Here is a 23,887-nt window from a genome sequence, read left to right on the forward strand (position 1 = left end):
GGACGCGGCCGCCGGCGCGGTGGATTTGAAGTTCCCGCCATCTCATCAGGAACTTTTCAGGCCCGCCGCACCAGGCCATGTTGAGCCTACCACATGTTGTCGCGCCGACCAAAGAGGAGGCACGGCGGAAAAACCTTACCATGTCGACGCATCGCCTCGAAACGCTGCTGTCCTGTTGGATGTGCAAACTGCTAGAATGTGGAGTATCGGTCAGTGTTCGACGGCGATCCTGGATGTACATCAGTCTGCAAATCAACAATGTCGATGCCTTGCCTGCGGGCATCTCGACCGGCTACGCGGCGCGGGATCGCGGCTTCGAAATCGGACGCGATGCTTGCGACTGGACCTTGTCGGACCCCGACAAATTCATCTCGGGCCGGCATTGCGAGGTCCGCTACGAGGCAGGCGCGTTCTGGCTGCACGATGTCTCGCGCAACGGCACCTACATCAACGGGTCAAGTCAGCGCATGACCGGCCCGCATCGGTTGGGCAATGGCGACCGGATGCTGATCGGCCGTTATGTCATTTTCGTCTCGATCGATGAGGAGCGCGCCACGACCGGTCATCCCAGCCACGGTTCGACGCAGCGCGAAATGCCGGCCGCGGCAGGCCGGTCGCTGGAATTCGGAGATGGGCCGTTCTTCGATCCCGCGGAGCAACGGTCCGGGCAGCGGGTTGCGGCATTGACGTTCCCGTCGCCTTTGCCCTCGACCAGGGAAGATGTGCTTCGGGAAATCGCGATCGGAGCCGGCATCTCGCCGGAATTGCTGCAATCGCGCGACCCGCATGAAGTTGCCGCCGAAATCGGCGGGGTGCTGCGGACGGTGGTCGAGGAACTGACCTTGCTGCTGAAGGCGCGCGCGGCGGCAAAGATGCTGGCCAAGAGCACGCAACGAACGATGATCAGCGCCGCCGACAACAATCCCTTGAAGTTCGTTCCGGGAACCGACGAGATCCTCGAAATCATGTTCGCACGGCGCCGAGCCGGTTATCTCGATGCCAGGCGCAGCATCGAGGATGCATTCCGCGATCTCAAGACGCACGAATTCGCCACCTATGCCGCCATGCAGGCGGCGCTGTCGCGGCTGCTTGACGACCTGTCTCCGGAAGCGATCGGAAGAAAGCTTCCGCCGACATCATTCTCGTCGAAAAAGAGCCAGGCCTGGGACGCTTTTGTCGCGACCTGGCGAACCATGGAGGAATCCCACGAGAACGGCATGTTGGACATATTCCTGGCCTATTTCAGCGAAGCCTATGCCAAGGCCGACAAGCAGAAATAGGCGCTCCAGCGGAGCCGTGGCGTTGCAGCCGATGAAGATACTTCTTCGGTGCGCTGCATCCGGTTCCAATCGAGAATTTGCGGGATTACGATCGCATACGACAATTCGCCAAGCGGGTAAGGCTGATCGACCTGGGGGTCTGCGGCAAATGTCATCTTACGGCGGGATAGCAAGTTTTAGTCTGCCTTCCTCAAGACAGAGCCCTGACCTGCGGGGCCTGCCTTTGCTTTACCTGACCGCGAGAAGCTTTGCGCCTGTCCGCCAAGAGGGCGGACGTCAGGCGCGGACGGGCGATCGGCCATGAGCTCGAAAGACGATCCTTTCGGCCCGGCGGGCAAGACCGTCATTCGCGCCACGCCACGGCGTGAGCGAAAGCCGGCGCCCGTCTCTCAGGAGCCCGCTCGGGATGGCGGGCAACCGTCGCAGGTCAAGGACTCGACCGTGTTCGATCCCGGCGTCGGCCGACATACACCGCCGGGCTGGGCATCCGGGACGGTAATCTATCAGGGAACGCCTTCCGCGGCCGCTGCGGTGCCGGCGCCGGCCCTGCGGCAGGAGACCCTGCTCAATGTCACCGACGGTATCCGATATTCCGCGGCAAACCCGATCCTTGCCGCGGCCGCACCGTTGCTGATGCTGTTCGGCCAGCTCAGGCTTGTCCCCGTCGAGAGACAGGCGGAGCCGTTGGCCGAACATGTCGCTGAGGCGATTGATAAATTCGACAGGGCACTGGAGAAATCGGGCGTTGCCGAAGAGGATGCGCGGATTGCGAAATTTGTTCTCTGCGAAACCGCCGACGATCTCATCGGCAACCTGCCTTGGCCGCGCAAAGACGTCTGGGCGCAGCACAGCATGCTGTCGCAGTTCTTCCACGTCGAGCCCAACGGCACGGGCTTTTTCGAAGCGCTGAACAAAATCCTGGCCATTCCGGAGGCACATTACGACCTGCTCGAACTGATGCATGCCTGCCTGTCGCTGGGGTTCGAGGGGCAGTATAGAGGCCTGACACACGAGGACACCAATCTTGAACGCGTCCGGCGCGACGTCTACGAAACGCTTCGCTATTTCAAGCCTCGTGCGGACGCGGACATCTCGCCCCGCTGGCAAGGCCTGGCGGCGACGATGACGCAATCGTCGACACGCCTTCCGCTCTGGGTCGTCGCGGCAGCAGCGTCGGCGCTGCTGACAGCGGCGTTTTTCGCACTTCGTGTCTTCATCACCAATGAAGGCGACGCTACTGCCGGTGAATTGCTGGCACTCACCCCATCGACACCGATCGCCATCGAGCGGGCCAGCGTGGCGCCATTGGCGGAGCCGGTGAAAGTCGCTCCCCCTGCAGCCACAACCACGCAGATTGATCGCATCCGCTCGGCGCTGGCCAAGGAAGTCGAGGCCGGCGGGCTGACCGTGGGCACGAAGGGCGACTTCATCGTCGTGGAAATCAACAATCTCCTGCTGTTCCAGTCCGGCAGGGCCGATGCGAAACCGGAGTTCCAACCCATAGCCGCCGATATCGCTGCCGCCCTGGAACCCGAGCGCGGCCCGATCAGGATCGTCGGCCATACGGACAATGTGAAGCCGCGAAAATCGAGCCCGTTCAAGTCCAACTTCGATCTCTCCGTCGCCCGGGCGAAGGCCGTCGAAACGATGGTGGCGCCGAAGTTCAGCGATCCTTCGCGGCTGACCGTCGACGGCAAGGGCGAGGACGAGCCGATCGCCGACAATGCAACGCCGGAAGGCCGCGCCAAGAACCGCCGTGTCGATGTGATGATCGCCAAGGAGGAAACATTGTGAGCACGGCCGGTTGGAAGCGCCGATGACGCGTTGGCTGCTGCGGATCTTCAGCATGATCGCGCTGGCCAGTTTTTCGGCGGCAGTGTGGTTTGTCGGACCTTTGATCCGCTTCGCCGATAGCCGTCCTCTCGGACCTGTCTGGCTGCGCGCGGCAATCATCGCTGTGATCGTGGCGGCCTTGGCGCTCTTCTATGGATTGCGTTTCTGGCGGATGCGCAAGGCGCAAAAAGCGCTGGAGACGGCCGTTGCCCGCAATGACGACAGGGATGACGACTCGCAGGTGCTCGAGACGCGGATGAACGAGGCGATCGCCGCGCTCAAACGGTCGAGCGGCAAGCGCAATTTCCTCTATGAGGTCCCCTGGTACATCATCATCGGCCCGCCCGGCGCGGGCAAGACAACGGCACTGGTCAATTCGGGCCTGAATTTTCCGCTGGCGGGTTCCGGCGATGCCCAGCCAGTCGCCGGCGTTGGCGGAACCCGCGCTTGCGACTGGTGGTTCACCGATCAGGCCGTGCTGATCGACACCGCCGGACGCTACACGACGCAGGAGTCCAATGCCGGGAGCGACAGCAAGAGCTGGCTCGCCTTCCTGTCGCTGCTCAAGAAATACCGCACACGGCAACCGATAAACGGCGTCATCCTGGCGATCAGCCTTGCCGATCTCATCGGCCTCGACGATCAGCAGCTTGACGCTCACGTCGTCGAGATACGCAGTCGTCTGCGGGAAATCCACGAGACGCTGAAAATCCAGTTTCCGGTGTATCTGCTGTTCACCAAGGCCGATCTCGTCGTCGGGTTCATGGACTATTTCGGCGCTTTCGACGAGCCACGCCGCCGCAAGGTCTGGGGCGCGACATTCCAGACCAGCGATCGCATCAAGAACATGGCTGCCGAAGCGCCGGCCGAATTCGATGCACTGGCAAGGCGCCTGGTCGAGGAGATGCCCGACCGCCTTCAGGAAGAGGTCGATCCGGTCGCGCGCATGTCCGTCTTCGGCTTTCCGGCACAGTTCGGCGCGCTGAAGGGCCGAGTTGCCAGTTTTGTCGCCAGCCTGTTCGATCCGACCCGCAGCCAGGTCAATGCCAGCCTGCGTGGGCTCTATTTTTCGTCAGGCACGCAAGAGGGAACGCCGATCGATCAGGTGCTGGGTGCGATAGGCCGCAGCTTCGGCAGCAATTCCCGCGCCCATCTTTCCGGAAGCGGCAAAAGCTTCTTTTTGCATGATCTGCTGACCGGCGTCATTTTTGCCGAATCCGGATGGGTCTCCTACGACAAATCGGCGACAAGGCGGGCAGTGATCGCCAGATTTGCCGGGCTTAGCGCCAGTGCCTTGATCGCAGCAGCGGCTCTCGGCACCCTGGCCCTGAGCTTCACGGCCAACAGGTCGCTGATTGCCTCCACCACGCAGGCCATGGGCCAGTATCGCACGACGGCGGACGCGCTGCTCAAAAGCACCGAGGTCACCGATGTCGACCTCGAAAACGTCATCGGTCCGCTTGACCAGTTGCGCGACCTGCCGGCCGGGTTCGAAACCGGCGACATGCCGACACCGATCGAGGAGACGTTCGGCCTCAGCCAGCGGGAGCGACTGCTTTCGGCGTCCAAGACGGCTTACCGGCAAGCACTGGAACGCATGTTCCGATCGCGCCTGCTGATCCAGGCCGAGCGGACGATCCAGGCCAAAATGGCCGACCCCGCCGCGCTCTACGAGCCGTTGAAGATCTATCTGATGCTTGGCGGCAAGGCGCCGAAGGTCGACGACGCGTTGATCGTTTCCTGGATGAAGCAGGATTGGGAGCAGAACCGCTATCCAGGCGAAAACAACCGCGCAGGACGCGAGCAGCTCGAAAAGCATTTGCGCGCCATGCTTGCCCTGGACGACGCCTATGATCCGGTTTTCGAACTCAACCAGCCGCTCGTCGAAGCCGCTCAGCGCTCGCTCGGGCGCATGAGCCTTGCCGACCGCGCCTCCGCCTTGATCAAGTCTGCGGTATATTCGGCAGCGCTGGAGGATTTTTCCGTTTCTGTCAAAGGCGGACCGGAGGCGCAGCTCCTGTTCGAGCGTGTCGACGGCGGCGACCTGTCAGGCCTTCGTGTTCCCGGCCTCTATACCTATGCGGGCTTCAACACCTTCTATCTCGGTCAGCTCTCGCGCATTGCGCAGACGCTCGTCGACGACCAGTGGGTCCTTGGCGGTGGCGGCGAACAGGGCGGTATCGATCAGGAACTGCTCAAGCTCGGCCCCGAACTTCTCGATCGCTATGGCAAGGAATTTGCAGCGGCGTGGAACAGCGTTCTCGACGGGTTGAAGTTCAAGGCGATGTTGAAGGACAAGCCGCACTACATCGCGCTTTCCGCCGTCGCCTCGCCCACCTCGCCGATCGAACAGCTGTTTACGGCGATCGCCGACGAAACCGCCCTGACGCGGGAGGCCAAAGACTCAGGCACCGGGGTTGAGGCCGGCACGGTTCAAGGCCAGTCTCCGGACGCAGCAAAGATGGCCAAGGGTCTGGCTCGTATCGGCATACAAATCGCCACCGGAAAATCACAAAGCCGTGCCGGCACGGGATCGGCAGCAGCGCAAAACCAGAGCCCCGGGGCCAATATCGAAGCGCAGTTCAGGTCGTTCCAGGCCCTGGTGAGCGGCCCTGCCGGACGCCGCCCGATCGATGCCTTGACCCAGAATTTCCGTGACATCTACCAGAGCCTGAAACTGGCGACCGACGTGCCGTCGCAAACGGAACGCGTCAACGCCAATCTGCAGCTGCAGATAGCTACCCTTCGCGCCAATTCCTCGCGCCTGCCCAAGCCACTCGCCAGAATGGTCAATGCGACGGCGGACGAGTTTGAAGGCAACGTCACGGAGACTTCGGTGGCGAATTTGAACCAGATGCTCGACCAGGCGGTCACGGCACCTTGCGAAGCGGCGATCAACGGCCGTTATCCTTTCTCCGGCACCGGCGCCGACGACATGGCGATGGCGGATTTCGCCAAACTGTTCGCACCGGGTGGGCTGCTGGACCGGTTCTTCGCGCAAAATCTCGCTTCGCTGATCGACATGAGCGGCCAGGACTGGAGCTGGAAACAGGATGCGCGCTTCGGCCGCGACCTGTCGAAGTCGACGCTGAAAAACTTCCAGCTGGCGGCCGAAATCCGCAGCGCGTTCTTTCCCCAGGGCGGTTCGGCGCCTTCGGTCAGCATCACCTTCACGCCGTTCTCACTGCATGGTGATGCCGATGCGGCGGTGCTCGATGTCGACGGCCAGACCGTCCAGAGCAACCAGGCGGGCAGCGCGCCGAGCACCTTGACATGGCCGAGCGGTGCAGCTTCGGGATCCGCCAGCCTGAGCCTCACGCCAGAGATGCCAGGCCGCGAATCCAGCATCAAGTTCGAAGGGCCGTGGGCGCTGAAGCGGCTCATGGACAAGGCGACCATCACCGGCACCGACAACAATGTCCAAGCGCGCTTCGTGATCGGCGGACGCGACGTCACCTATACGATCCAGACTGGCTCCGGCCCCAACCCGTTCCTGCTTCCGGCACTTTCCGGATTCAGCTGTCCGAAGGCGTTTTGAGATGGGCTTCGAACTTTTCAACGCGGTGACACCCTGCAAGAGCCGCAGGCGCCCAGACCTTAATTTCGATACTTTAATGGCCGAGCCTGTGGCAGACTGGCGAGAGCGGGCGCCCGGGAGTGCGACGCAGAGGACGCGTGAGACGCGTTTGGTGGCAAGGTGAGCGATGTCGCCCTTCCCTTTGACAGTTTCGGCGTGAGCCACAAGGGCTGTGTCCGCGAGGTCAACGAAGACAACTATCTGCTCGAGCCACGAACCGGGCTTTGGGTGGTGGCCGACGGAATGGGCGGACATGATGCCGGAGAGGTCGCCTCGGCCAGCATTGTCGACCACCTGGCCACGATCGGCATCGCAAGCTCAGCTCCGGATCTGCGGGCGCGTTTCGAGGACAGGCTGAGCCGGGCCAATGCCGAGATCCGTGGCATATCGGAGTTGCGCGGCATCACCATCGGCTCCACCGTCGCCGCCCTGTTGGCGATGGACGGACGGTTTGCCTGCCTTTGGGCGGGTGACAGCCGGGTCTATCTGATCCGCAACGCCACGATCTCGCAGATTTCGAAGGACCACACCGAAGTGCAGGAACTGCTGGATCGAGGCATGATCAGCGCGGCCGAGGCTCTGACCTGGCCACGCCGCAATGTCATCACGCATGCGGTCGGCGTGAGCGACGACTTCGTCATCGACTTCCAGCAGGGCGAACTGATACCGGGGGACATTTTCGTACTGGCCACCGACGGGCTGACGGCACATGTCACCGACGCGGAGATCGAGGCCGCAGTGGTGTCGGCGACGCCTCAGGCGGCCTGTGAAAACCTGCTGGAAACGGTTCTGGCGCGCGGCGGAACGGACAATGTCACCATTGTGCTGGTAAAGATCGGAAACGGGCGCAATGGACAATCGCTCCACCCTGATCTGTCCAGAGCGGAGGGCTGAGGCTGATGAGCGCCGACGACAAGACGCGAATATCGCCGCAGGTCGCCAACACCGCGGTCGGCACGCAGCTCAGCGGCATCTACGAACTTGACGAACGGATCGCGTTCGGCGGCATGGGAGAGGTCTATCGCGGCCACAACATCCAGACCGGAGACCACGTCGCCATCAAGATCGTGCTGCCCGAGTTTGCCCGTGATCAGACGATCCTGTCCTTGTTCCGCAAGGAGGCCTCGATCCTCAACCATTTGTCGCATGACGCGGTCGTGCGATACCACGTCTTCACCATCGATCCCGGGATCGGCCGTCCCTACCTCGCCATGGAATTCGTCGACGGCGAGTCGCTGTTCGACATCATGCGACGTGGCCCGATGCCGACGGAAGAGGTGCGCAAGCTCTGTCATCGCCTCGCATCCGGCCTGGCCGCCGTGCATCAGGCGGGAGCAATCCATCGCGACCTCTCGCCCGATAACATCATCCTGCCGGGGGGGCGGGTCGACCGCGCAAAGATCATCGATTTCGGCATCGCTCGATCGGCGACCGTGGGCGGCGAGACGTTGATCGGCGGAAAGTTCGCGGGAAAGTACAACTACGTTTCACCCGAACAGCTCGGGCTGTACAGCGGCGACGTCAGCGAGCAGTCCGACATCTACAGCCTTGGGCTGGTGCTGGCCGCCGCCCTGCGCGGCAAGCCGATCGACATGAGCGGATCACAGTACGAGATCATCGAAAAGCGCCGGACCGTGCCTGATCTCTCCGACATCGACGACGATTTTCGTGGCATTGTCGAAGCCATGCTGCAGCCGGATCCGCAAGACCGGCCGGTCAGCATGGCTGACATCGCCAGGATGACGCGCGGCGAAGACGAAGCGACAACACCGCCGCCATCCAGGACACCCCGCGACCGGCCGGCTTTGCCAGCGGCCGGGCAAACGCTTGTTCCTGATCCCGGGTCGCGGCCCCAGCCCTCCAATGTCGCGGGCCACAGCGCGCCGACGGCAACGGGTCCGGGCGAGCAGGGCTTCGTTCCGCATGTCCGGCCCGCGCATTTGTCCAGACCGTTGCCTTCGCCGGTCGTCGGCCCTCCGCACGCGCTCGCCACGGATGTACGTGGAAAATCCACGAAGACGCGAACCATCGCGATTGCTGCCCTGGCGACGCTGGCTGTCGCATCAGGCGCGGGCCTGTATCTGAGCGGCTTCATGACGCCTGCGACCCCGACTGCCGGCAAGACATCGCTTTCGCCCGAACCATCGAAGCCTGTAGCAGCGGAGACGTCAAAGCCGACCCCCACGGACAAGGTCGCGAGCGCCCCCGAGCCGGCAACGACAGTTCCGCCCGCGCAGCCGGAAGCCGGCGTGCCGCCGGCTGAAAAACAGCCCGATGCCGTGGCGAGCCAACAGCCGCTGCCGGCCAAGCCCGCCGATATCCCCTCGCAGGCTGAGCCCCCCCCGAAGCCGCCGGCAACGGCAGCGCAATCGCAAACAGAGGCCAGCGCGCCGCAAGCTGGAAGCCAGACAGATGCCAAGGCCGTGAAGACGGCGGAGCCGGCAAAGCCCATTGCTCCCCCGCAAGCCACGGAACCACCAAAGCCATTGGCAACGGAAGTGCAGCAGCCGTCCGCAAAGACATCGCCGACACCCCAGCCGGATACGATGGCCAGCAACAATCAAACGGCAACTCCGGCGCATGAGACGACAGCTCCGCCCGCGACAGCCGAGAAGGTGGCAACGCCGCCACCGGCCGAGCCGAAGGTTGTGGAGACCCCAAAGCCCGAGCCTCGGATCAGCCAGCCGGAAGCGCCCAAGCCGGCAATGCCGGCACCCAAACCTACTTCAGGCCCGACGGATGTCGCGAAAACCGAGAACCAAGCGGCGCCGGCCAGCCAGCCGGACCAACCAGTCGTCGCTTTGAACGTGCCCAAACCGGCGGTCCCCCCGGTCGTCGATGACAGCGCGCAACGTGTCTCCTGGGTTCGCGACTTCGGCGGCGGCGACTGTTTCTATGCGACCATGACGTCGTCGACCGACAAGGCCGCCGCGATCGAAGGCTTTGGCACCGCGGTGCAGCCATTCGAACGGATGCTCGGCGATTTCCAGGCAAAATTCCATGTCGAGCCGGACATCAGCGTCCGCCTCATCGAGCCAAGCCAGTGCGAAGTCACCAACTTTCTGCGCTTTCTCGGGCAGACCGCAGCCGACAAGCCGCAGCTTGTTCTCGACCGGACATCGGTGCCTGATGGTACGCCGATCAGCGGCACGCTCGTGACGCGCGGCGGGCTTATTTCCAGCGTCCTGCTGATCGATCACAAAGGCATGGTATTCAATCTCGACGACCGCATCATCGCACATTCCGCCAAGGCTACCTTCAACATCCCGATTGGCCTTGGCGCCGCCGACAAGGCCGCCGGGAAGGCCGTGCCGCAGATCATAATGGTGATCACCGGCCCGCAGGATATCCAGGCGGCAGCCTTCTCGACGCCGACGCCAGCCTCGGTGCTGCTGCCCAAAATTCTCGAAGAGATCGAAACCGACGGATCGCAATTTTCAGCCACCGCCAAGTATTTCCGGCTCGGCGGATAGCATGGGCGCCCGATGGAACGCTGCCGCGCGTGTTTGCCCAACTCGTCCGCTGACCTGCCCAGAGAGCAGCGTGATCCGGCTCGAGCGCTGCTTGCCCTGACGGACCGCATGAAGCTTGCGGTCATGGCAGGGGCAGCACTGCTGGCCGTGCTGTTGTCCAGCGAAGCGCGCGCCGAATTCACGGTCTGCAACCAGACACTCGACGTCGTCAATCTGGCGGTCGGCCAGAAGGTCGACAATGCGGACCAGACCGACGGATGGTGGACCATCGGCGCAAATCAATGCGTGAACGTCATCCGCGAAGAACTGACGAACCGCTACATCTACATCTATGCGACTGATGTGTTTGGCCATGCGATCCTGACCGGGTCGACCGAGATGTGCATCGAGCGGCGGCGTTTCTCGATCCGCGGCATCGACGAGTGCTGGCAGCGCGGCCATATCGCGGCGCAATTTCTCGAAGTCGATACGCTTGAACAGGTGCGGTGGACCTTCTTCCTGACCGGAAGCAATCCGTGACGCACAGTATCGACACCAGCTTCAGGGAGAAAAAACAGGCGCGCGCTGCGCTGCGCAGGCGTACGCTCTGGCGTCGGCGCATTGCCGGGTTCGCCGTAATTGTCCTGCTTTCCATCGCCGCCGGTTTCTACTTCACTGCGGACTATTGGTCGTTCGGCGACGAAGACGAGGAGCTGCACGCAGTCGAAGGTGCGGACGATGTGCCGGCCGATGCATCCGTCTATGTGCCGGCCATCATCGACCTGGCGGGAGATCCGATGTGGATTACGCTAGCGCCCGATGCCGACACGGCAAGCAAGGGTCATACGGTAGCGCGCCCGGTCGAGCTCGACAGTTCCGGCGCCTCGCCGCAGATCGAGATCCTCTCCGATGTGATGCTGAGTGCCAGCGAAAAATTCATGACGACGATCCCGTCGACGCAGGAGGACTTCGCATTCTTCCAGGCACAGCGGCGGACCGCTCCGACACCTCCGGCCGCCGCACCCACTGAGCAGGCCGCTCCGCCTGCCCCGGCGGTGGCGCCTGACGACCAGCAGGGCGACCTGAATAACGAGCTGGCGGCACCCGATGCGAGCGGAGCCCCGGTCGGTTCGGCGCCCAAGCCGGATGCCGACGACCCGGAGGCCGGCTGGGGAGAGACCATCGATCAGGGCGAGGCAGCGCTGCCCGCCTTCAAGAAGACCCAGATCGAGAACAATACGACCGTCGCAACCGTGACCAGCGAGTACCAGCGCTTCGAGGCGACCGAAGACACGTTCGTGAAGATCCTCAACGACCGCAGCCTGGACAGCGTGGCACTCGATGCACATTTCTCCGCCGACGATGCCAAGCTGGCCGGCGAAGCCCTGAAGGCGCTCTTCAACCGGGACGGTCTGGAACCGGGTTATGTCGTTGCCATGCGCGGCTTCCGGCCGAACCGCGAGACGACGACGATGTCGCTGATGCAGGTGTCGATCTACGCCAAGAATGTCTTTGTCGGCACGCTGACGCGCAACGCCGCGGGCGCCTTCGTGTCGGGTGTGGACCCCTGGGTCCGCGAGGACCTGTTCAACTATTCCGGTGCCGATCAAGGCGGGCCCAAGCGGCAATACCGCCTGCTCGACGCGATCTATTCGACGGCTGCGCGCAACAAGGTTCCAACCGGCGTCATCGGCGAGGCGATCATGTACCTGTCGCGAGGGCAGGACCTCGACGCCTTCGCCAGCGAGGACCAGCGCCTGGTGCTGATCTACTCGCAGACGCCGCGCGGCAAGGAAGAGACGTCCGGGCGGGTCCTTTATGTCGGCGTTCAGGGCGGTGAGAAGACCATCGACTGTTTCGTCTTCCAGCAGAGCGACGGCCAGTTCGCCTGTGTCACCGGCAATGACGAGGTGCGCTCGCTGACTGTCGCCAACGGCATGGTGACGCCGGTGAACGGGGTCATGACCTCGACCTTCGGCCCGCGCAAGCACCCGATCCTCGGCGTCGTTCGCATCCACAAGGGTGTCGATTGGGCAGCCCCTGTCGGCACACCGATCATGGCGGCCTTCGACGGCGAAATCAGCTTCCAGGGCGATGGCGGCAGCTATGGCAATCTGGTGAAGATTTCGCATGCGAATGGGCGCGAGACGCGCTACGCGCATATGCAAAAATTCGCCATTGCGAGCGGCGTCGGCACCAAGGTGAAGGCCGGGGACGTCATCGGCTATATCGGCACCACCGGGCTGTCGACCGGCCCGCATTTGCATTTCGAGCTCTACCAGAACGGCGAGGCGATCGATCCGCTGGGGACGGTCACCACGGTCGCCACCTATGATACTGGCAATTCCGGCAATTCCGGCAATTCCGGCGATGTCGCCGTCGAGACGCTGACCGAGCGTATCGTTCATGTCGAAAGCGGCGGCAGCGCCCGCGCCAAGAATCCGAATTCCTCGGCGACTGGCGCCGGCCAGTTCATAACCAAGACGTGGATCCGGATGATGAACACCTATCGCCCGGACCTTGCACGCACGTTGTCGACCGCCGACCTCTTGGCCCTGCGCTACGACGCCACCATCTCGCGCGAGATGGTGCGCAATCTGGCGCGCGAAGGCGAGGCCTATCTACGGGCGCGTGGTCACCAGATCACAGCCGGCCGGCTCTATCTCTGTCATTTCCTGGGCATGGAAGGCGCACATCAGGTGCTGTCGGCGCCCGGTTCGGCGCAACTGAGCGCCGTGCTGGGGTCGGCCGTCATCCAGGCCAACCCGTTTCTCACCGGCAAGACAGCCAGCTATGTGGTGGACTGGGCCGAAAGGAAGATGGGCCAGAAGCTGAGCCGCGTGGCCACCGACGCCACCCCGCCGGCTGCGACGACTGAGATCCGCCAGACATCGCCGGAGTTTGAAAAATACAAGCAGGCCGTCACCGCCCTCATCAGCTCGATTCAGACTGCGCTTTGAGCCGGCATTCCACGGCATCAGTCGCTCAGACTATTTGAGTCACTATTTTCCGACCTTAGTGAACCAAAACCGCGGTCAGGACCACACAAGTCCAGGAGCCATTTTTTGGCACAGGCGACCCAGTCGCCGACGAAATTTAGCACCCTGGTGGGTAGAGGGCTGGTCCATGAAAACGATCACAGTCTTTCTGAGCGGAATTATCCTGGCTTTCCTTGCCGCCTTCGGCGCCGAGGCCGCCGCGCCTGACGCCAAACGCGTCGCGCTGGTGATCGGCAACAGCAACTATGTCCATGCTGTTACCTTGCCCAACCCCGCCAACGATGCCCGCCTCATCGCATCGACGCTGCGCAATGCCGGCTTCGAGGTGATCGAAGGGGTCGATCAGGACAATGCCGGCATGCACGGCCTCATCAGCCGGTTCACCGAGCAAGCCTACGACGCCGACCTCGCGGTCATTTTCTATGCCGGTCACGGCATGCAGGTCGACGGCAAGAACTACCTGATACCGGTCGACGCCGATTTGACGTCGCCGGCCTATCTCAAGACCCGCACCATTCAGATCGACGACTTCATGGCCGCGCTGCCGCCCGACCCGGCGATTGGCGTCATCATCCTCGATGCCTGCCGCGACAATCCGCTGGCAAGAACGCTGGCGGCCTCGCTGCCGAAAAGCCGTTCCACCTCGCTGGGCACCGGCCTGGCGCCGGTCGAAGCGAGGTCGGACGGCGTCGGCACCGGCGGCCTGCTGATTGCCTATGCGACGGATCCTGGCGCCATCGCCTTCGACGGCGACGGGGCCGACAGTCCTTACTCCACTGCGCTGGCCAAGCATCTGACCGAACCCGGCGTCGAAATCCAGAGCGCGCTGACGCGCGTGCGCGGCGAAGTGACCGAAACCACGCAAGGCCGCCAGCGGCCGTGGCATAACGCATCGTTGGGACGCGAGGTTTTCCTGGGAAAACCCGTCGCGGCGGGGGCGGTTGCAAATCCCGTGGCCGACGCATCGAACGCAGCCGCGACATCTGCTCCTGTCGCCAGTGACTCTCCTTCCTGGGAAGTCGAGCAACGTCTTTGGGATGAGGCTTCGAAGCACAATTCTGGTCCGTTCTACCAGGCCTATCTCGACCAGTTTCCGAACGGTCGCTTCGCCACCGTGGCGCGGCTGAACATCGACGAACTGAACGGCCCGACAGCTCAAAACCGGCAGGTCGCGGCACTCGATACGAACCAGGCGAACGCCGGTTCCGGCTCCGCCGAGCGGACCTCTGGCAGCGTTCCGGACGAAGTGAAGCAGACGCCGGGCACCGAATTGTCCGAAAGTGCGATCGGCCTCGACCGTCAGGGCCGCATCGACCTGCAATTGCGGCTCGAAGCGTTGGGCAACGAGATTGGGCGCATCGACGGAACCCTGAGCTCTCAGACCCGTGAGGCGATCGGCATCTGGCAAGCCGACAACGGACTGCCGCAGACCACCTTCCTGACGCGCGAGCAACTGGCGTTCCTCGTGATCCAGTCAGATCCGATGATGGCAGCCGTGCGTGCCAGATACGCCGCCGATCAAGCCCGTACGGCGCAACCGAACAAGCCCGTTGTGCAGAAGGCCCGCACGATGAGGCCGATGGCACAGAAACCCCACAAGCAGCAGCAGGCCATTTCGAAGTGGCGCAACCGCCAAACCATGGTGCGGCTGGATGATGCTCCGCGCCGGCGCAACAACGACTTCCTGACAAGGGCACTGATCTTCGGAGCCGGTGTCGCGATAGGGGGCGTGCTCAAACACTGACACCCAGAGCAATTCCCAAGGGAAAAGCGCCACGCGCTTTCCCGGGAAAAACCGCTTCCACTTTTCCTGGAATTGCTCTGGCGCGCTACTGCGTCTTGATCCGCATTTCCACGCGGCGGTTGAGCGGATCGTAGGGGTTGGGGCTACGCGGATTCTTTTCGCCCATGCCGATCGCGTTGATGCGGGTGGGATCCACACCGCTGGCCGTCAGGAAGGCTGCCACCGATTTCGCACGTCGTTGCGACAGGCCTTCGTTGTAGTGCACCGTGCCGGTGGCGTCGGTGTAGCCTTCGACGACGAAGCTGAACGTGCTCAGCCGGCTGTCCTTCAGCGCCTTGGCGAACTCGTCGAGTTCAGCGCGCGCGGTGGTGTCGAGTGTGGCCGAATCCAAGCCGAAATTGATCAGCATATCGAGGCTGGATTTTCCTTGCGGCGCGTCCTTTGCCTTGGTCTTGCTCTTGCACTCCTCCTCGGTGCCGACGCAGATTCCCCGCGACTTGCCGAGATCGGCCGCGCCGGTAAAAAACTTCACGATGTCTTCTGATTTCTGAACGGGATCGGCGGAAGCGTGGGTCGAGAAAAACACGACCGCCAACACAAAGGCTGACTTGCCCCACTGCATAGCGGTTACTCCTGTTTGAGCATCCGATTTGGACGATGGTGATGATACCAAAGTTCATGGCAATTGTCTGTCGATAAGCGCTGAGTGCATTATAGTGCCGATGGGGTGTTGCAGCAGCACAAGGTTCAGACTTGACCCGCGCCGCGCCTGAGGCTTGAGTGGCCAAGGCTTCTCGATGAAAGCGTGGCGGTCATGGCCAATGGGCTCCGATTCAAGACGGCACGAGATCTTTTCACGGCTTGTCCGGCCATTGCCCGGGACATGAGAACCCTTCCAACCGACCAAAACTCGATCGCGTTTTGCCGCGAGCTGCTCGCCGGGCGCGTTCCTGAGGAAGCGATCACATTCTGTGCCTACCTGCTTGCCGAGCGGGCCGCGGTCTGGTGGGCGCATGAATGCCTGAGCCATCTGACCGAGCTGTTCGATGGGACTGATCAGGAATTGCTGGCGCGTGTTGGCGACTGGGTGGGTGAACCGGACAATCCCCGCCATCAGGCAGCCGTCAGCACAGCGGCAGTGACACCCCCTGCGACGCCGGTCGGCTGGATTGCGCTGGCTGCCGGATGGCGTGACAATGGTTCGGCCATGTCCGCGACGATAACACCGGCATTGCAGCCATTACCCGCCGCCCACGCCGTCAATGCCGGGATACTGGCCGGACTGGCCCGTGTCGCTCTCGCCGACCGGTTTGCCGTTCTTTCGGCATTTGTCGAAATGGGCATCCAGATGGCCGAGATCGAGGCGCGCCAATCGGCGGATGCCTATTAGAGCAGTTCACCATTTCACGGAAACGGTGAACTGCTTTAATTCTTTGTGTTGACGCAATTCCCAAGGGAAAGCGCTACACACTTTTCCTGGAATTGCTCTTGAGCCGCCTACTTGCAGCCGCCTTGCGCCCATTTGGCCAGCGCCACCTTGAAGCGTGTCCCCAGCGGATGTTGCAGGCGCAAGACAGAGACGTCATTTGCGGCGAAATTCTTCGCCTGATCGCACAGCCGGGCCTCGTTCCATTCATGGCAGCCGTCGCAGTGCTTGCCTTCCCAGACCGACTTGTCCAACCCCTCCACCGGGCTGAACAGGGGCTTGCTTTTGATCAGTTCGGCGATGCTCTTGCCGTCGATTGCCGCATCGCCGAAGTCGACCGGATGGTTGAAAAGGATCGGAGCATCCGACGCCAGCTTGGGGATTTTCTGGCGCAGCACGTCGAGCGCAAGCTGATCGTTGCTTTGGCCTGATACAGCGGCTGCACCGGTGTTGCGCGCTTCGGAGCCGCCTTCGGCCTGAGGTGTGCTCGCCTCGCCGACGATCAATGGCGCATTGAGATCGACCTTATGCAGAACGACCTCCGTCGTCAGCGAAACGTTGAGCCAGGGGCGCTGCTTGCCGGCGGTTGCCTTGAAGACGTCACCGGTCACTCGGTTCATCGCCTCGGTGATGGAGACGTTGGATGCGCCGATGTGCTGAAGCAGTGCCGCGGTGAACGGCGAATGTTCGCCCGACCCGTCATAGGCGAGTTGATTGGGACTGGCGGCGAAAGCGACGAGTGTGCCGGCGCCGCCATTCTCGATCTGGATCTCGGCCAGGCCGCTCATCGCGCCCTTGACGCCAGCGTTCTTGGCCAGCACTTCAGCGAGGGGATTGTCGCGGCAAGCGTCGAGAAACACCAGCCTGATGCTGGTCTCCCGCGACATCTGGCGCAAAACGAAATCAACCGACACGGCCTCGAAGTCGAGGGAGGTTTCGTCCTCCAGCGCGGCGTCTACCGGAAGCAGGTAGTTCTTGCCCGAAACCTGCAGGCCGTGGCCGGCATAGAAGAACAGCGCGATATCGGCACCGCGCACCTGTTTTGCGAACTGGGCGATCGTTGCCTGAGTCTGCGATTTGGTCTGGTCGAAGCCGGAAACCACCTCGAAGTCGAGATTCTTCAGGCGTTCAGCCATCGCCTCAGCGTCGCGCACCGGATTGGCGAGGGGTGCCGCGTGCTGATACTGGGCGTTGCCGAGGACCAGGGCGACGCGGCGCTCCGCACTGGCGGCAGTCACAGTCAGCATCAAGCCGAGCACCGCGAGACCGGCAGCGCGAAAGAGGCTTCCGCAACGGGCGATCAGATCGGACCTCACCGCACCCTCAGAGCTTGGTCGCGGAAAACTCGATCCGCCGATTGAGCGCCTTGTTCTTGGGCGTGTCGTTGGCGGCAACCGGCCGCTCCTCGCCATACCCGGTCGCCGTTATCTGCGTGCGCGGAATCCCTGCGGCAACAATGGCATCGGCGACCGCCTGGGCTCGCCGTTCAGACAATTGCTTGTTCGCCTCCGGCGAACCGTCGGAATCGGTATAACCGGCGACCTCGACCTTCAGGCTCGGGCATTTGCCGACGACACCTTCGACCTCTTCCAGCAGCGGCCGGCTCTTGGCGTCGAGCCGCGCGCTGGCGGGCCGGAAGTAGATGGCGCCGGTGCGCGAGAGCACGGCAAACCTGTTCAGGCACTCCTCGTCGCTGAAGTTCGCCTTGGCGGCATCGGTGGCAACTGGGCCAACCTCGGTCGAACTCGCCGCGGCGGTCGGGGCGGCGGCCGGCTTGCTGCCGTCGGCGGTGAAGACGAAATCGAACGATACCGACGCGGTAGGCACGATGTTGGTGACGTTGGCGGCCTGCTGCAGCTTGTCGATGTTCGGCAACAGGCCGAAATCCTCGACATGGACAGCGACCGGAGCCTCGGAGGCGACCGACACCATGCTGTCGCTGATCATGGTGACGACGACGCTGGCCTCGAGGTCCTTGTCGACGCCGTGCAGATTGAGGCGGAATGGCAGCGTTGTCTTCACCCGGCGCTTTGTCGCCAGATCGGCGAATGCGGCGGGATCCACCTTCGCCGTCAGCTCGGCCGTCGGAAACTTGAATGTCTCGAAGAACAGGAAGCGCATGCGGACGTTGCGCAGGTCGACGCCGGTATCGACGGAATTGAGGTCGAACGTGACCTTGGCATCACCCGCGGCGCTCAGCGTGCCAGTGATGTTCCTGATCTTGTTGGTCTCGACGATCGTGTTCTTCTTGACCGACTGGTAGGTGATCACCGAAGCGGCGGGATCGAGCGTCCAGTTCGGCGCGGCGCTCGCGGCTTGCGGTCCGAGCAACAAAAGGCCGGACAGCGCGACGATCAGGCCAAGAGCTCTTACTGGAAGGTCTTTCGACGCTGTCTTCAACCAGAATGCGACGACTTCGTACATGGAACGCCCCTGCCCAGGACTACCGTATCGATACGACACCACAAGCTCCCCAGATTACGGCATCAAGGTCTGTTGAAGAACTCACAATCCACCGAGACAGAGCAGGAACAAGATTGAAAATCCGTCTTGGCAGCAGGCACCTTCCTCATCCGAATGTGTAAACTACCTCAGAGCCGAACCATCCGCAATGAGTGTCGAACCGCTCCGGGCGACCGTCGTGTCATCGCCGTCCTTCTGGTGGATCCGGGAGACCCTGTCCTAGCCGGAGCCATCGACCAAGCCGCTACGGACGAGGACGATGGATTTGTGTTCGACGGGCACGCGTGCGTCGACCAGACCGCCGCGTGCAGACCATGACAAGACAGCCTTGCCGGCAGGACATACGTCGCGATCGTCTCTGGACTGAGTGAAGGCCAGGTGTGCGCAGCTAGGGTCTTTCTTCGTTGCAGAATCAATGGTGTTGGCAATCCGGGAGAGTGTGCCATCATGATTGATTTCATTGGCTTTATCGTGGGCCAATTTCAATCGAGCGCTTTGGTCATGTAAACCCGGCGCAGCCCCTTTTCCTCGCCTCGGTGCGTCTCGACATAACCAATGCGAGAATAAAGTTCGATGTTTTGCGTCATCTTTTCGTGCGTGTAGAGCCGGATCGATTTGTAGCCGGCATCCCGAGCCGACCGCTCGGCGAACATCAACATCTTGCGGCCCAAGCCTGACCCCTTCGCGGCGGGAACGACGGCAATGTTGTCCAGGAGCATGGCGTTCACTTCGGGGATCAGCACGAGGACGCCTTTGACGATCCCGTCACTTTGCAGCACGTGGACCCGCCGATCGCCAATGAGTGCGGCGTAGTCGTCGAGCATTGGCCCCGGCTTTTGGCCAATGATGGGAATATAGTGAGAGTAGGCGGCCTCGACGATCGCCTCAACAAAAGGCAGGTCTTCCTCGACAGCGATGCGGAGCCCGTCGGTCACGTCACAGTCCTCATCGTGAATAGGTCAGGGGAATGCGAAGCGGCTCGGTATGGGGAGCAGTCAAGTTTCCGCTGAAGGTCAACAAACTTTTGTCCCGACTCTGCGCTATTCAGCTGCCATGGCCGCACGTTTCTCGGAACGCCGGCGAGAAATTTCATAACAGATGGCACAAACCAGCGTCACGCTGATCAGGATCAGCGCCAGTGCGTTGATGGTCGGCGTGATGCCGCTGCGCACCTTGGAAAACACGTAGACGGTCAGCGTGTCGTAAGTTCCGCGCGTGAACAGCGTCGTGTTGAAATTCTCGATCGACTGAAAGAACGCGATCGCCGCACCCGCGCCGATCGCCGGGTAGAGATGCGGTAGCAAGATGCGCCGCAGCACCTGCGCGTGGCTTGCCCCGAGGTCGAGCGCCGCCTCCTCCAGTTGCCGGTCGAAACTCTGCAGCCGGGCCAGCACCAGAAGCATGACAAAGGCGGCGATATAGGAAACCTGGCCGAGTACCGACAAATGCAGTCCTGCCGGAACCGAGAATTTATTCCAGAACAGCAAGGTCGAGATGCCGATCACGGCGCCGGGCGTCAGCACCGGCGCGACCATGAGGCCATAGAGTACCGAGCGTGCCGCGCCCGATAGGCTGTTGATGAGGATGGCGGCAGCGGTTCCGATGGGAATGGACAATCCGACGACGGCGAGCGCCACGAACAGCGTGTTGCGGAACGCGCCCCACAGGCGCCCGTCGTTCCACAAGTCGACGAACCAGCGGTCGGTGAAGCCGACCCACGGATAGACCGACGGGAAGCGGGAATCGTTGAAGGCGGCACCGCCCATCACGATCAGCGGCAGCAGCATATAAAGCAGGAACACCACCATGTAGGCGTGGAACAGCCAATCCGACCGGCGCGCTTGGCTCATGACGGTCTCATTTCGCGATGTCCGACAGCTTGACGCGGAACAGCCGCATCACCACCGAGACGAAGATCGTGCACAGCAGCAGCAGCATGAAGGCATAGGCCGAGCCGGTGTTCCAGTCCTGCGATTCGAACATCCATTGCTGGATGATCTCCGTGAACCACCGCGACGACGTGGACGCCAGCAGCGTCGGCACCAGGATCGAACCGGCCGACAGCATGAACACCATCACCGATCCCGATGCGATGCCGGGCTTGGCGTGCGGCAGGATCACCCGCCAATGCGTTCGCCACCACGGCGATCCCAGATCCTCTGCTGCCTCGATCTGGTTGGTGTCGAGCGACTGGATGGCGTTGTAGAGCGGAAACAGCATGAACAGCACGTAGGTATACACCAGCCCGATGATGACGCCGCGAAAGCCTGTAAGCCAGCGGATCGGCTGGTCGATGACACCTATGCCGAGCAGCAGAATATTGAGCGGCCCCTTGAGCGCCAGGATGATGAACCAGGCAAACGACCGGAGCACCTCGCTGACCCACAACGGAACGAGGATCAGCAGGAACAGCGTCGGCAGCAGATTGCTGCGCGCTACCTTGGACAGATAGTAGGCGAGCGGGTAGGCGATCACGAAGCAGAGGAGAGTGACGATCGCACTGTAGACGATCGTCCAGACGAACACCTGGATGTGGATCGGGCTGTGAAAAAAGGTCAGGTAGTTGTCGAAGCTGTAGAAATCCTTCGGCCCGCCAACTTCGGAAATCGGCAAATAGGGGCGAAACGAATTCTCGAACAGGTACAGATCCGGCAGCACCACCAGCGCCAGCAGCCAGAAGGCCGTCAACGCCGCGAACAGGCCCGAAAGCACTGGTCCGTAGCGGCGCAAGAGATCGGTCATGGGGCGCTCGCGGCCGGCGTCTCGTCGGCGAGAATGACGGCTCGCTCGGCGTCGAAGACCATGTGAAGCTTCTCGCCCGGCGACGGCACCGAGCCCCGGCCGTCGTTGCGGGCTTCGGCCACGAGAATGCCGCCATGCGCGTCGCGGGCCTGGATGCTGATGAAATTGCCCTCGAAGGCGACGTCGGCGATCTCGACGGCAATCGCGTTCTCGCCATTGACCGGCTTGGGTACGAGCCTGGCGTGCTCGGGCCTGACATAGAGCTTGGGATTGAGGGCAGTTCCGGCATCCGGCCCGACGGTCGCCTTGAACGTGCCGACGCTCGTCTCGAACTGCGCCATGTTGCTGGAGATATTGCCGATCTTGCCGGCAAAGATGTTGTTTTCGCCGACGAAGGACGCAACGAAGCCGTTGACCGGCTGGTTGTAGATGTCCTGCGGCACGGCCACCTGCTGCAGCCGGCCCTGCGACATCACGCCGACGCGGTCGGACATGGCCAGTGCCTCGCCCTGGTCGTGGGTGATGTAGATGAAGGTCACGTTGGTGCGCTTCTGGATGGCGCGCAGCTCGGCGCGCATATGCTGCCTGAGCTTGAGGTCGAGCGCCGACAATGGCTCGTCGAGCAGCATCACCTTCGGCTCGACGGCAAGAGCACGCGCGATGGCGACGCGCTGCTTCTGCCCACCCGAGAGCTGGCTGATCGTCTTGTCCGCGGCGCCCGGCAGATCGACGAGGCGCAGCAGCTCTTCGGCCCTCTCGCGCCGCGCCTTCTTGTCGACGCCGCGCACTTCCAGCCCGAAGGCGATGTTTTCCCAGACCGGCATCAATGGAAACAGCGCGAGGTTCTGGAAGATCAGCGCGGTCGGACGCTGGTTCGGGCGGATGTCGCGCATATCCTGGCCGCCAATGGTGATTTTCCCCTCGCTCGGCCGGATGAACCCGGAGACCATGCGAAGGATCGTCGTCTTGCCGCAGCCCGACGGACCCAGGAACGAGAAGAACTCGCCCGGCTTTATGTGAACGGTAACGCGGTCGACGGCCCGGAAGGAGCCGAAGTCCGCACATACGTTGTCGAGATCGACGCCCGCGCTCATGCTGTGCGTAGTCTGCCCCAATTCAAGAGGAATATGCTAGTCCAGATTGCCGCAGTGCAACAAAAAACCGCCGGATCCCGTCAGAATCCGGCGGCTTCTTGAGAGTAGGCTAAGCCGCCTTGTACTTGTCGGCGTACTCGCCGCGCAGCTTGATGAACCAGGCCTGCTGTTCCGGCCACCACCACAGCTTCTGCGTCGCGTCGCTCGGAAGCGCTGAGGTGTAGAACGCCTTCACCTCGGCGCTGGCCAAATCGATCGCACCCTTGGCGACCGGGTTGGCCGAGAATGCGGCAGCCCAGCCTGCCGACCCTTCGGGCGTGGCGACCCATTTGGCGAATTCATGCGCCTGCTCGACATTCTTGGCGTTGGACAGCAGGGCAAAACCCTGGTTCCAGGCGAACGCGCCTTCCTTCGGCGCGATGTAGCCGAAACCGTCGGCGCGCAGATTGTAGCCAGTGGAATCCCAGTTGAGGCCGATCACCGCGCCGTTTGTGCGGTAGGCTGCCTGGGCTTCGTTTTCGCCCGACCAGAACTGGACGACGTTCGACTTGGTCTTGATCGCCTCGGCGAGCGCAATGTCCCAAAGCTGCTTCATGGTCGCTTCGTCCTTGTAGCCGTCGAGCCATGGCTTCGGCAGCTTGCCTTCGCTTTCGAGGTAGCGGCCCATCGCGGCCAACGCCGAATGCGGGCGCAAGCAGACCTTGCCCACGAACTTCGGATCGAACAGATCGCCGAGGCTCGCCTTGCCGTATTCGGTCGGCGCATCGGCCTTGGAATAGACGATCGCCTCGGTGCCCCAGACGCTGAGCACGATCATGCGCTTGCCGCCGACCGTCGCCATCTCACCCATCTTGCCGTCGGCCAGGCCGGGCAGATAGTTGTCGATATTCAGCTTGCTGACATCCCAGCCCTGGGTGAGCCCGTTCGAAGCCCAGCCGCCGATGCGGTCGACAGTCGGCTCGGCGACATCGATGGCACCGGTCTGCAGCGACAGCTTGGCCTGGGCAAACATTGCATCCTGGTCGGGCTGCTCGTTGAAGTTGACCTTGATCCCGGTCGCCTTTTCGAAGGCCGGGAAGACCTTGGCGGCAAGGTCGGGATAGCCCGCCCAGCCCATGAAATTCAACTCGCCGGACGAGGCGAGTGCCGCACGCGAGATGAAGGCGGGAGCCGCGAGAGCGCCTGCGCCTACCGCCGTCACCTTCAACAAGGTGCGGCGGCTCACTGATGTCGTGAACCTGTTCAAGTCAATTCTCCCATTTTTCCCAACGTTGATC

General features: G+C 62.5%; 18 protein-coding genes. 9 read left to right on the top strand and 9 right to left on the bottom strand.

All coding sequences use genetic code 11. From position 1 onward, the window contains the following. Positions 1-233 precede the first annotated feature (233 nt). The 8 genes from tagH to HGP13_RS29370 all read left to right on the top strand — a co-directional run bounded on the left by tagH (position 234) and on the right by HGP13_RS29370 (position 14,885). A complete protein-coding gene (tagH, locus tag HGP13_RS29335) occupies positions 234-1,280 on the top strand; it encodes a type VI secretion system-associated FHA domain protein TagH (protein ID WP_172232298.1) in 1,047 nt (348 codons plus the stop codon). A gap of 300 nt (positions 1,281-1,580) precedes the next feature. Beyond that, the gene (gene tssL / locus HGP13_RS29340; protein ID WP_172232301.1) at positions 1,581-3,074 is read left to right on the top strand and encodes a type VI secretion system protein TssL, long form; all 1,494 of its coding nucleotides are present in this window, start codon (positions 1,581-1,583) and stop codon (positions 3,072-3,074) included. 22 nt (positions 3,075-3,096) lie between these two features. Then, the gene (tssM, locus tag HGP13_RS29345) at positions 3,097-6,651 is read left to right on the top strand and encodes a type VI secretion system membrane subunit TssM (RefSeq protein WP_172232304.1); all 3,555 of its coding nucleotides are present in this window, start codon (positions 3,097-3,099) and stop codon (positions 6,649-6,651) included. 159 nt (positions 6,652-6,810) lie between these two features. After that, positions 6,811-7,584 (top strand): protein phosphatase 2C domain-containing protein, encoded by a 774-nt coding sequence (locus tag HGP13_RS29350; protein WP_172232307.1) that lies wholly within the window; start codon positions 6,811-6,813, stop codon positions 7,582-7,584. Positions 7,585-7,589: 5 nt separating this feature from the next. Next, positions 7,590-10,163, top strand: coding sequence for a serine/threonine-protein kinase (locus HGP13_RS29355; RefSeq protein ID WP_172232310.1), 2,574 nt, complete (start codon positions 7,590-7,592; stop codon positions 10,161-10,163). Between the two features lie 108 nt (positions 10,164-10,271). After that, positions 10,272-10,682 carry a DUF1036 domain-containing protein gene (locus tag HGP13_RS29360; RefSeq protein ID WP_172232313.1) on the top strand — a complete coding sequence of 137 codons (411 nt, stop codon included), beginning with the start codon at positions 10,272-10,274 and terminating at the stop codon, positions 10,680-10,682. After that, entirely contained in the window at positions 10,679-13,102 is a 2,424-nt protein-coding gene (locus HGP13_RS29365; RefSeq protein ID WP_172232316.1) for a M23 family metallopeptidase, read from the top strand. Before HGP13_RS29360 ends, HGP13_RS29365 begins: the two co-directional genes overlap by 4 nt. A 166-nt stretch (positions 13,103-13,268) precedes the next feature. Beyond that, positions 13,269-14,885 (top strand): caspase family protein, encoded by a 1,617-nt coding sequence (locus HGP13_RS29370; RefSeq protein ID WP_172232319.1) that lies wholly within the window; start codon positions 13,269-13,271, stop codon positions 14,883-14,885. A gap of 85 nt (positions 14,886-14,970) precedes the next feature. Here the strand turns inward: HGP13_RS29370 and HGP13_RS29375 are convergent, their stop codons facing one another. Continuing rightward, entirely contained in the window at positions 14,971-15,507 is a 537-nt protein-coding gene (locus HGP13_RS29375) for an OmpA family protein (RefSeq protein ID WP_172232322.1), read from the bottom strand. A gap of 261 nt (positions 15,508-15,768) precedes the next feature. Between HGP13_RS29375 and HGP13_RS29380 the strand changes: the two genes are divergently transcribed. After that, positions 15,769-16,275 carry a hypothetical protein gene (locus HGP13_RS29380; RefSeq protein ID WP_246707152.1) on the top strand — a complete coding sequence of 169 codons (507 nt, stop codon included), beginning with the start codon at positions 15,769-15,771 and terminating at the stop codon, positions 16,273-16,275. A gap of 107 nt (positions 16,276-16,382) precedes the next feature. Here the strand turns inward: HGP13_RS29380 and HGP13_RS29385 are convergent, their stop codons facing one another. The 8 genes from HGP13_RS29385 to HGP13_RS29420 all read right to left on the bottom strand — a co-directional run bounded on the left by HGP13_RS29385 (position 16,383) and on the right by HGP13_RS29420 (position 23,856). After that, a complete protein-coding gene (locus tag HGP13_RS29385; RefSeq protein WP_246707153.1) occupies positions 16,383-17,558 on the bottom strand; it encodes a caspase domain-containing protein in 1,176 nt (391 codons plus the stop codon). Positions 17,559-17,634: 76 nt separating this feature from the next. After that, positions 17,635-18,735 carry an OmpA family protein gene (locus HGP13_RS29390; protein WP_172232328.1) on the bottom strand — a complete coding sequence of 367 codons (1,101 nt, stop codon included), beginning with the start codon at positions 18,733-18,735 and terminating at the stop codon, positions 17,635-17,637. Positions 18,736-18,993: 258 nt separating this feature from the next. Beyond that, entirely contained in the window at positions 18,994-19,254 is a 261-nt protein-coding gene (locus HGP13_RS29395; RefSeq protein ID WP_172232331.1) for a hypothetical protein, read from the bottom strand. 2 nt (positions 19,255-19,256) lie between these two features. After that, on the bottom strand, positions 19,257-19,709 hold the full coding sequence (locus HGP13_RS29400) for a GNAT family N-acetyltransferase (protein ID WP_172232334.1): 453 nt from the start codon (positions 19,707-19,709) through the stop codon (positions 19,257-19,259). Between the two features lie 105 nt (positions 19,710-19,814). Next, entirely contained in the window at positions 19,815-20,624 is an 810-nt protein-coding gene (locus HGP13_RS29405; protein ID WP_172232337.1) for an ABC transporter permease, read from the bottom strand. A gap of 7 nt (positions 20,625-20,631) precedes the next feature. Further along, positions 20,632-21,516, bottom strand: a complete 885-nt coding sequence (locus HGP13_RS29410) for an ABC transporter permease (RefSeq protein WP_172232340.1) — start codon at positions 21,514-21,516, stop codon at positions 20,632-20,634. Continuing rightward, a complete protein-coding gene (locus tag HGP13_RS29415) occupies positions 21,513-22,610 on the bottom strand; it encodes an ABC transporter ATP-binding protein (RefSeq protein ID WP_172232344.1) in 1,098 nt (365 codons plus the stop codon). The genes HGP13_RS29410 and HGP13_RS29415 overlap by 4 nt, the downstream gene beginning before the upstream one ends. A gap of 109 nt (positions 22,611-22,719) precedes the next feature. Next, positions 22,720-23,856: an extracellular solute-binding protein gene (locus HGP13_RS29420; protein WP_172232347.1), complete on the bottom strand. Its 1,137-nt coding sequence runs from the start codon at positions 23,854-23,856 to the stop codon at positions 22,720-22,722. Positions 23,857-23,887 lie beyond the last annotated feature (31 nt).

This window comes from Mesorhizobium sp. NZP2077, assembly GCF_013170805.1.
Lineage (GTDB): Bacteria > Pseudomonadota > Alphaproteobacteria > Rhizobiales > Rhizobiaceae > Mesorhizobium.

What these genes read in the sequence shown, in the direction of transcription:
- tagH (WP_172232298.1), top strand. Translation starts at nt 234, where the DNA reads ATGTACATCAGTCTGCAAATCAACAATGTCGATGCCTTGCCTGCGGGC.
- tssL (WP_172232301.1), top strand. Translation starts at nt 1,581, where the DNA reads ATGAGCTCGAAAGACGATCCTTTCGGCCCGGCGGGCAAGACCGTCATT.
- tssM (WP_172232304.1), top strand. Translation starts at nt 3,097, where the DNA reads ATGACGCGTTGGCTGCTGCGGATCTTCAGCATGATCGCGCTGGCCAGT.
- HGP13_RS29355 (WP_172232310.1), top strand. Translation starts at nt 7,590, where the DNA reads ATGAGCGCCGACGACAAGACGCGAATATCGCCGCAGGTCGCCAACACC.
- HGP13_RS29360 (WP_172232313.1), top strand. Translation starts at nt 10,272, where the DNA reads ATGAAGCTTGCGGTCATGGCAGGGGCAGCACTGCTGGCCGTGCTGTTG.
- HGP13_RS29370 (WP_172232319.1), top strand. Translation starts at nt 13,269, where the DNA reads ATGAAAACGATCACAGTCTTTCTGAGCGGAATTATCCTGGCTTTCCTT.
- HGP13_RS29375 (WP_172232322.1), bottom strand. Translation starts at nt 15,507, where the DNA reads ATGCAGTGGGGCAAGTCAGCCTTTGTGTTGGCGGTCGTGTTTTTCTCG.
- HGP13_RS29380 (WP_246707152.1), top strand. Translation starts at nt 15,769, where the DNA reads ATGAGAACCCTTCCAACCGACCAAAACTCGATCGCGTTTTGCCGCGAG.
- HGP13_RS29385 (WP_246707153.1), bottom strand. Translation starts at nt 17,558, where the DNA reads ATGCTGACTGTGACTGCCGCCAGTGCGGAGCGCCGCGTCGCCCTGGTC.
- HGP13_RS29390 (WP_172232328.1), bottom strand. Translation starts at nt 18,735, where the DNA reads ATGTACGAAGTCGTCGCATTCTGGTTGAAGACAGCGTCGAAAGACCTT.
- HGP13_RS29405 (WP_172232337.1), bottom strand. Translation starts at nt 20,624, where the DNA reads ATGAGCCAAGCGCGCCGGTCGGATTGGCTGTTCCACGCCTACATGGTG.
- HGP13_RS29410 (WP_172232340.1), bottom strand. Translation starts at nt 21,516, where the DNA reads ATGACCGATCTCTTGCGCCGCTACGGACCAGTGCTTTCGGGCCTGTTC.
- HGP13_RS29415 (WP_172232344.1), bottom strand. Translation starts at nt 22,610, where the DNA reads ATGAGCGCGGGCGTCGATCTCGACAACGTATGTGCGGACTTCGGCTCC.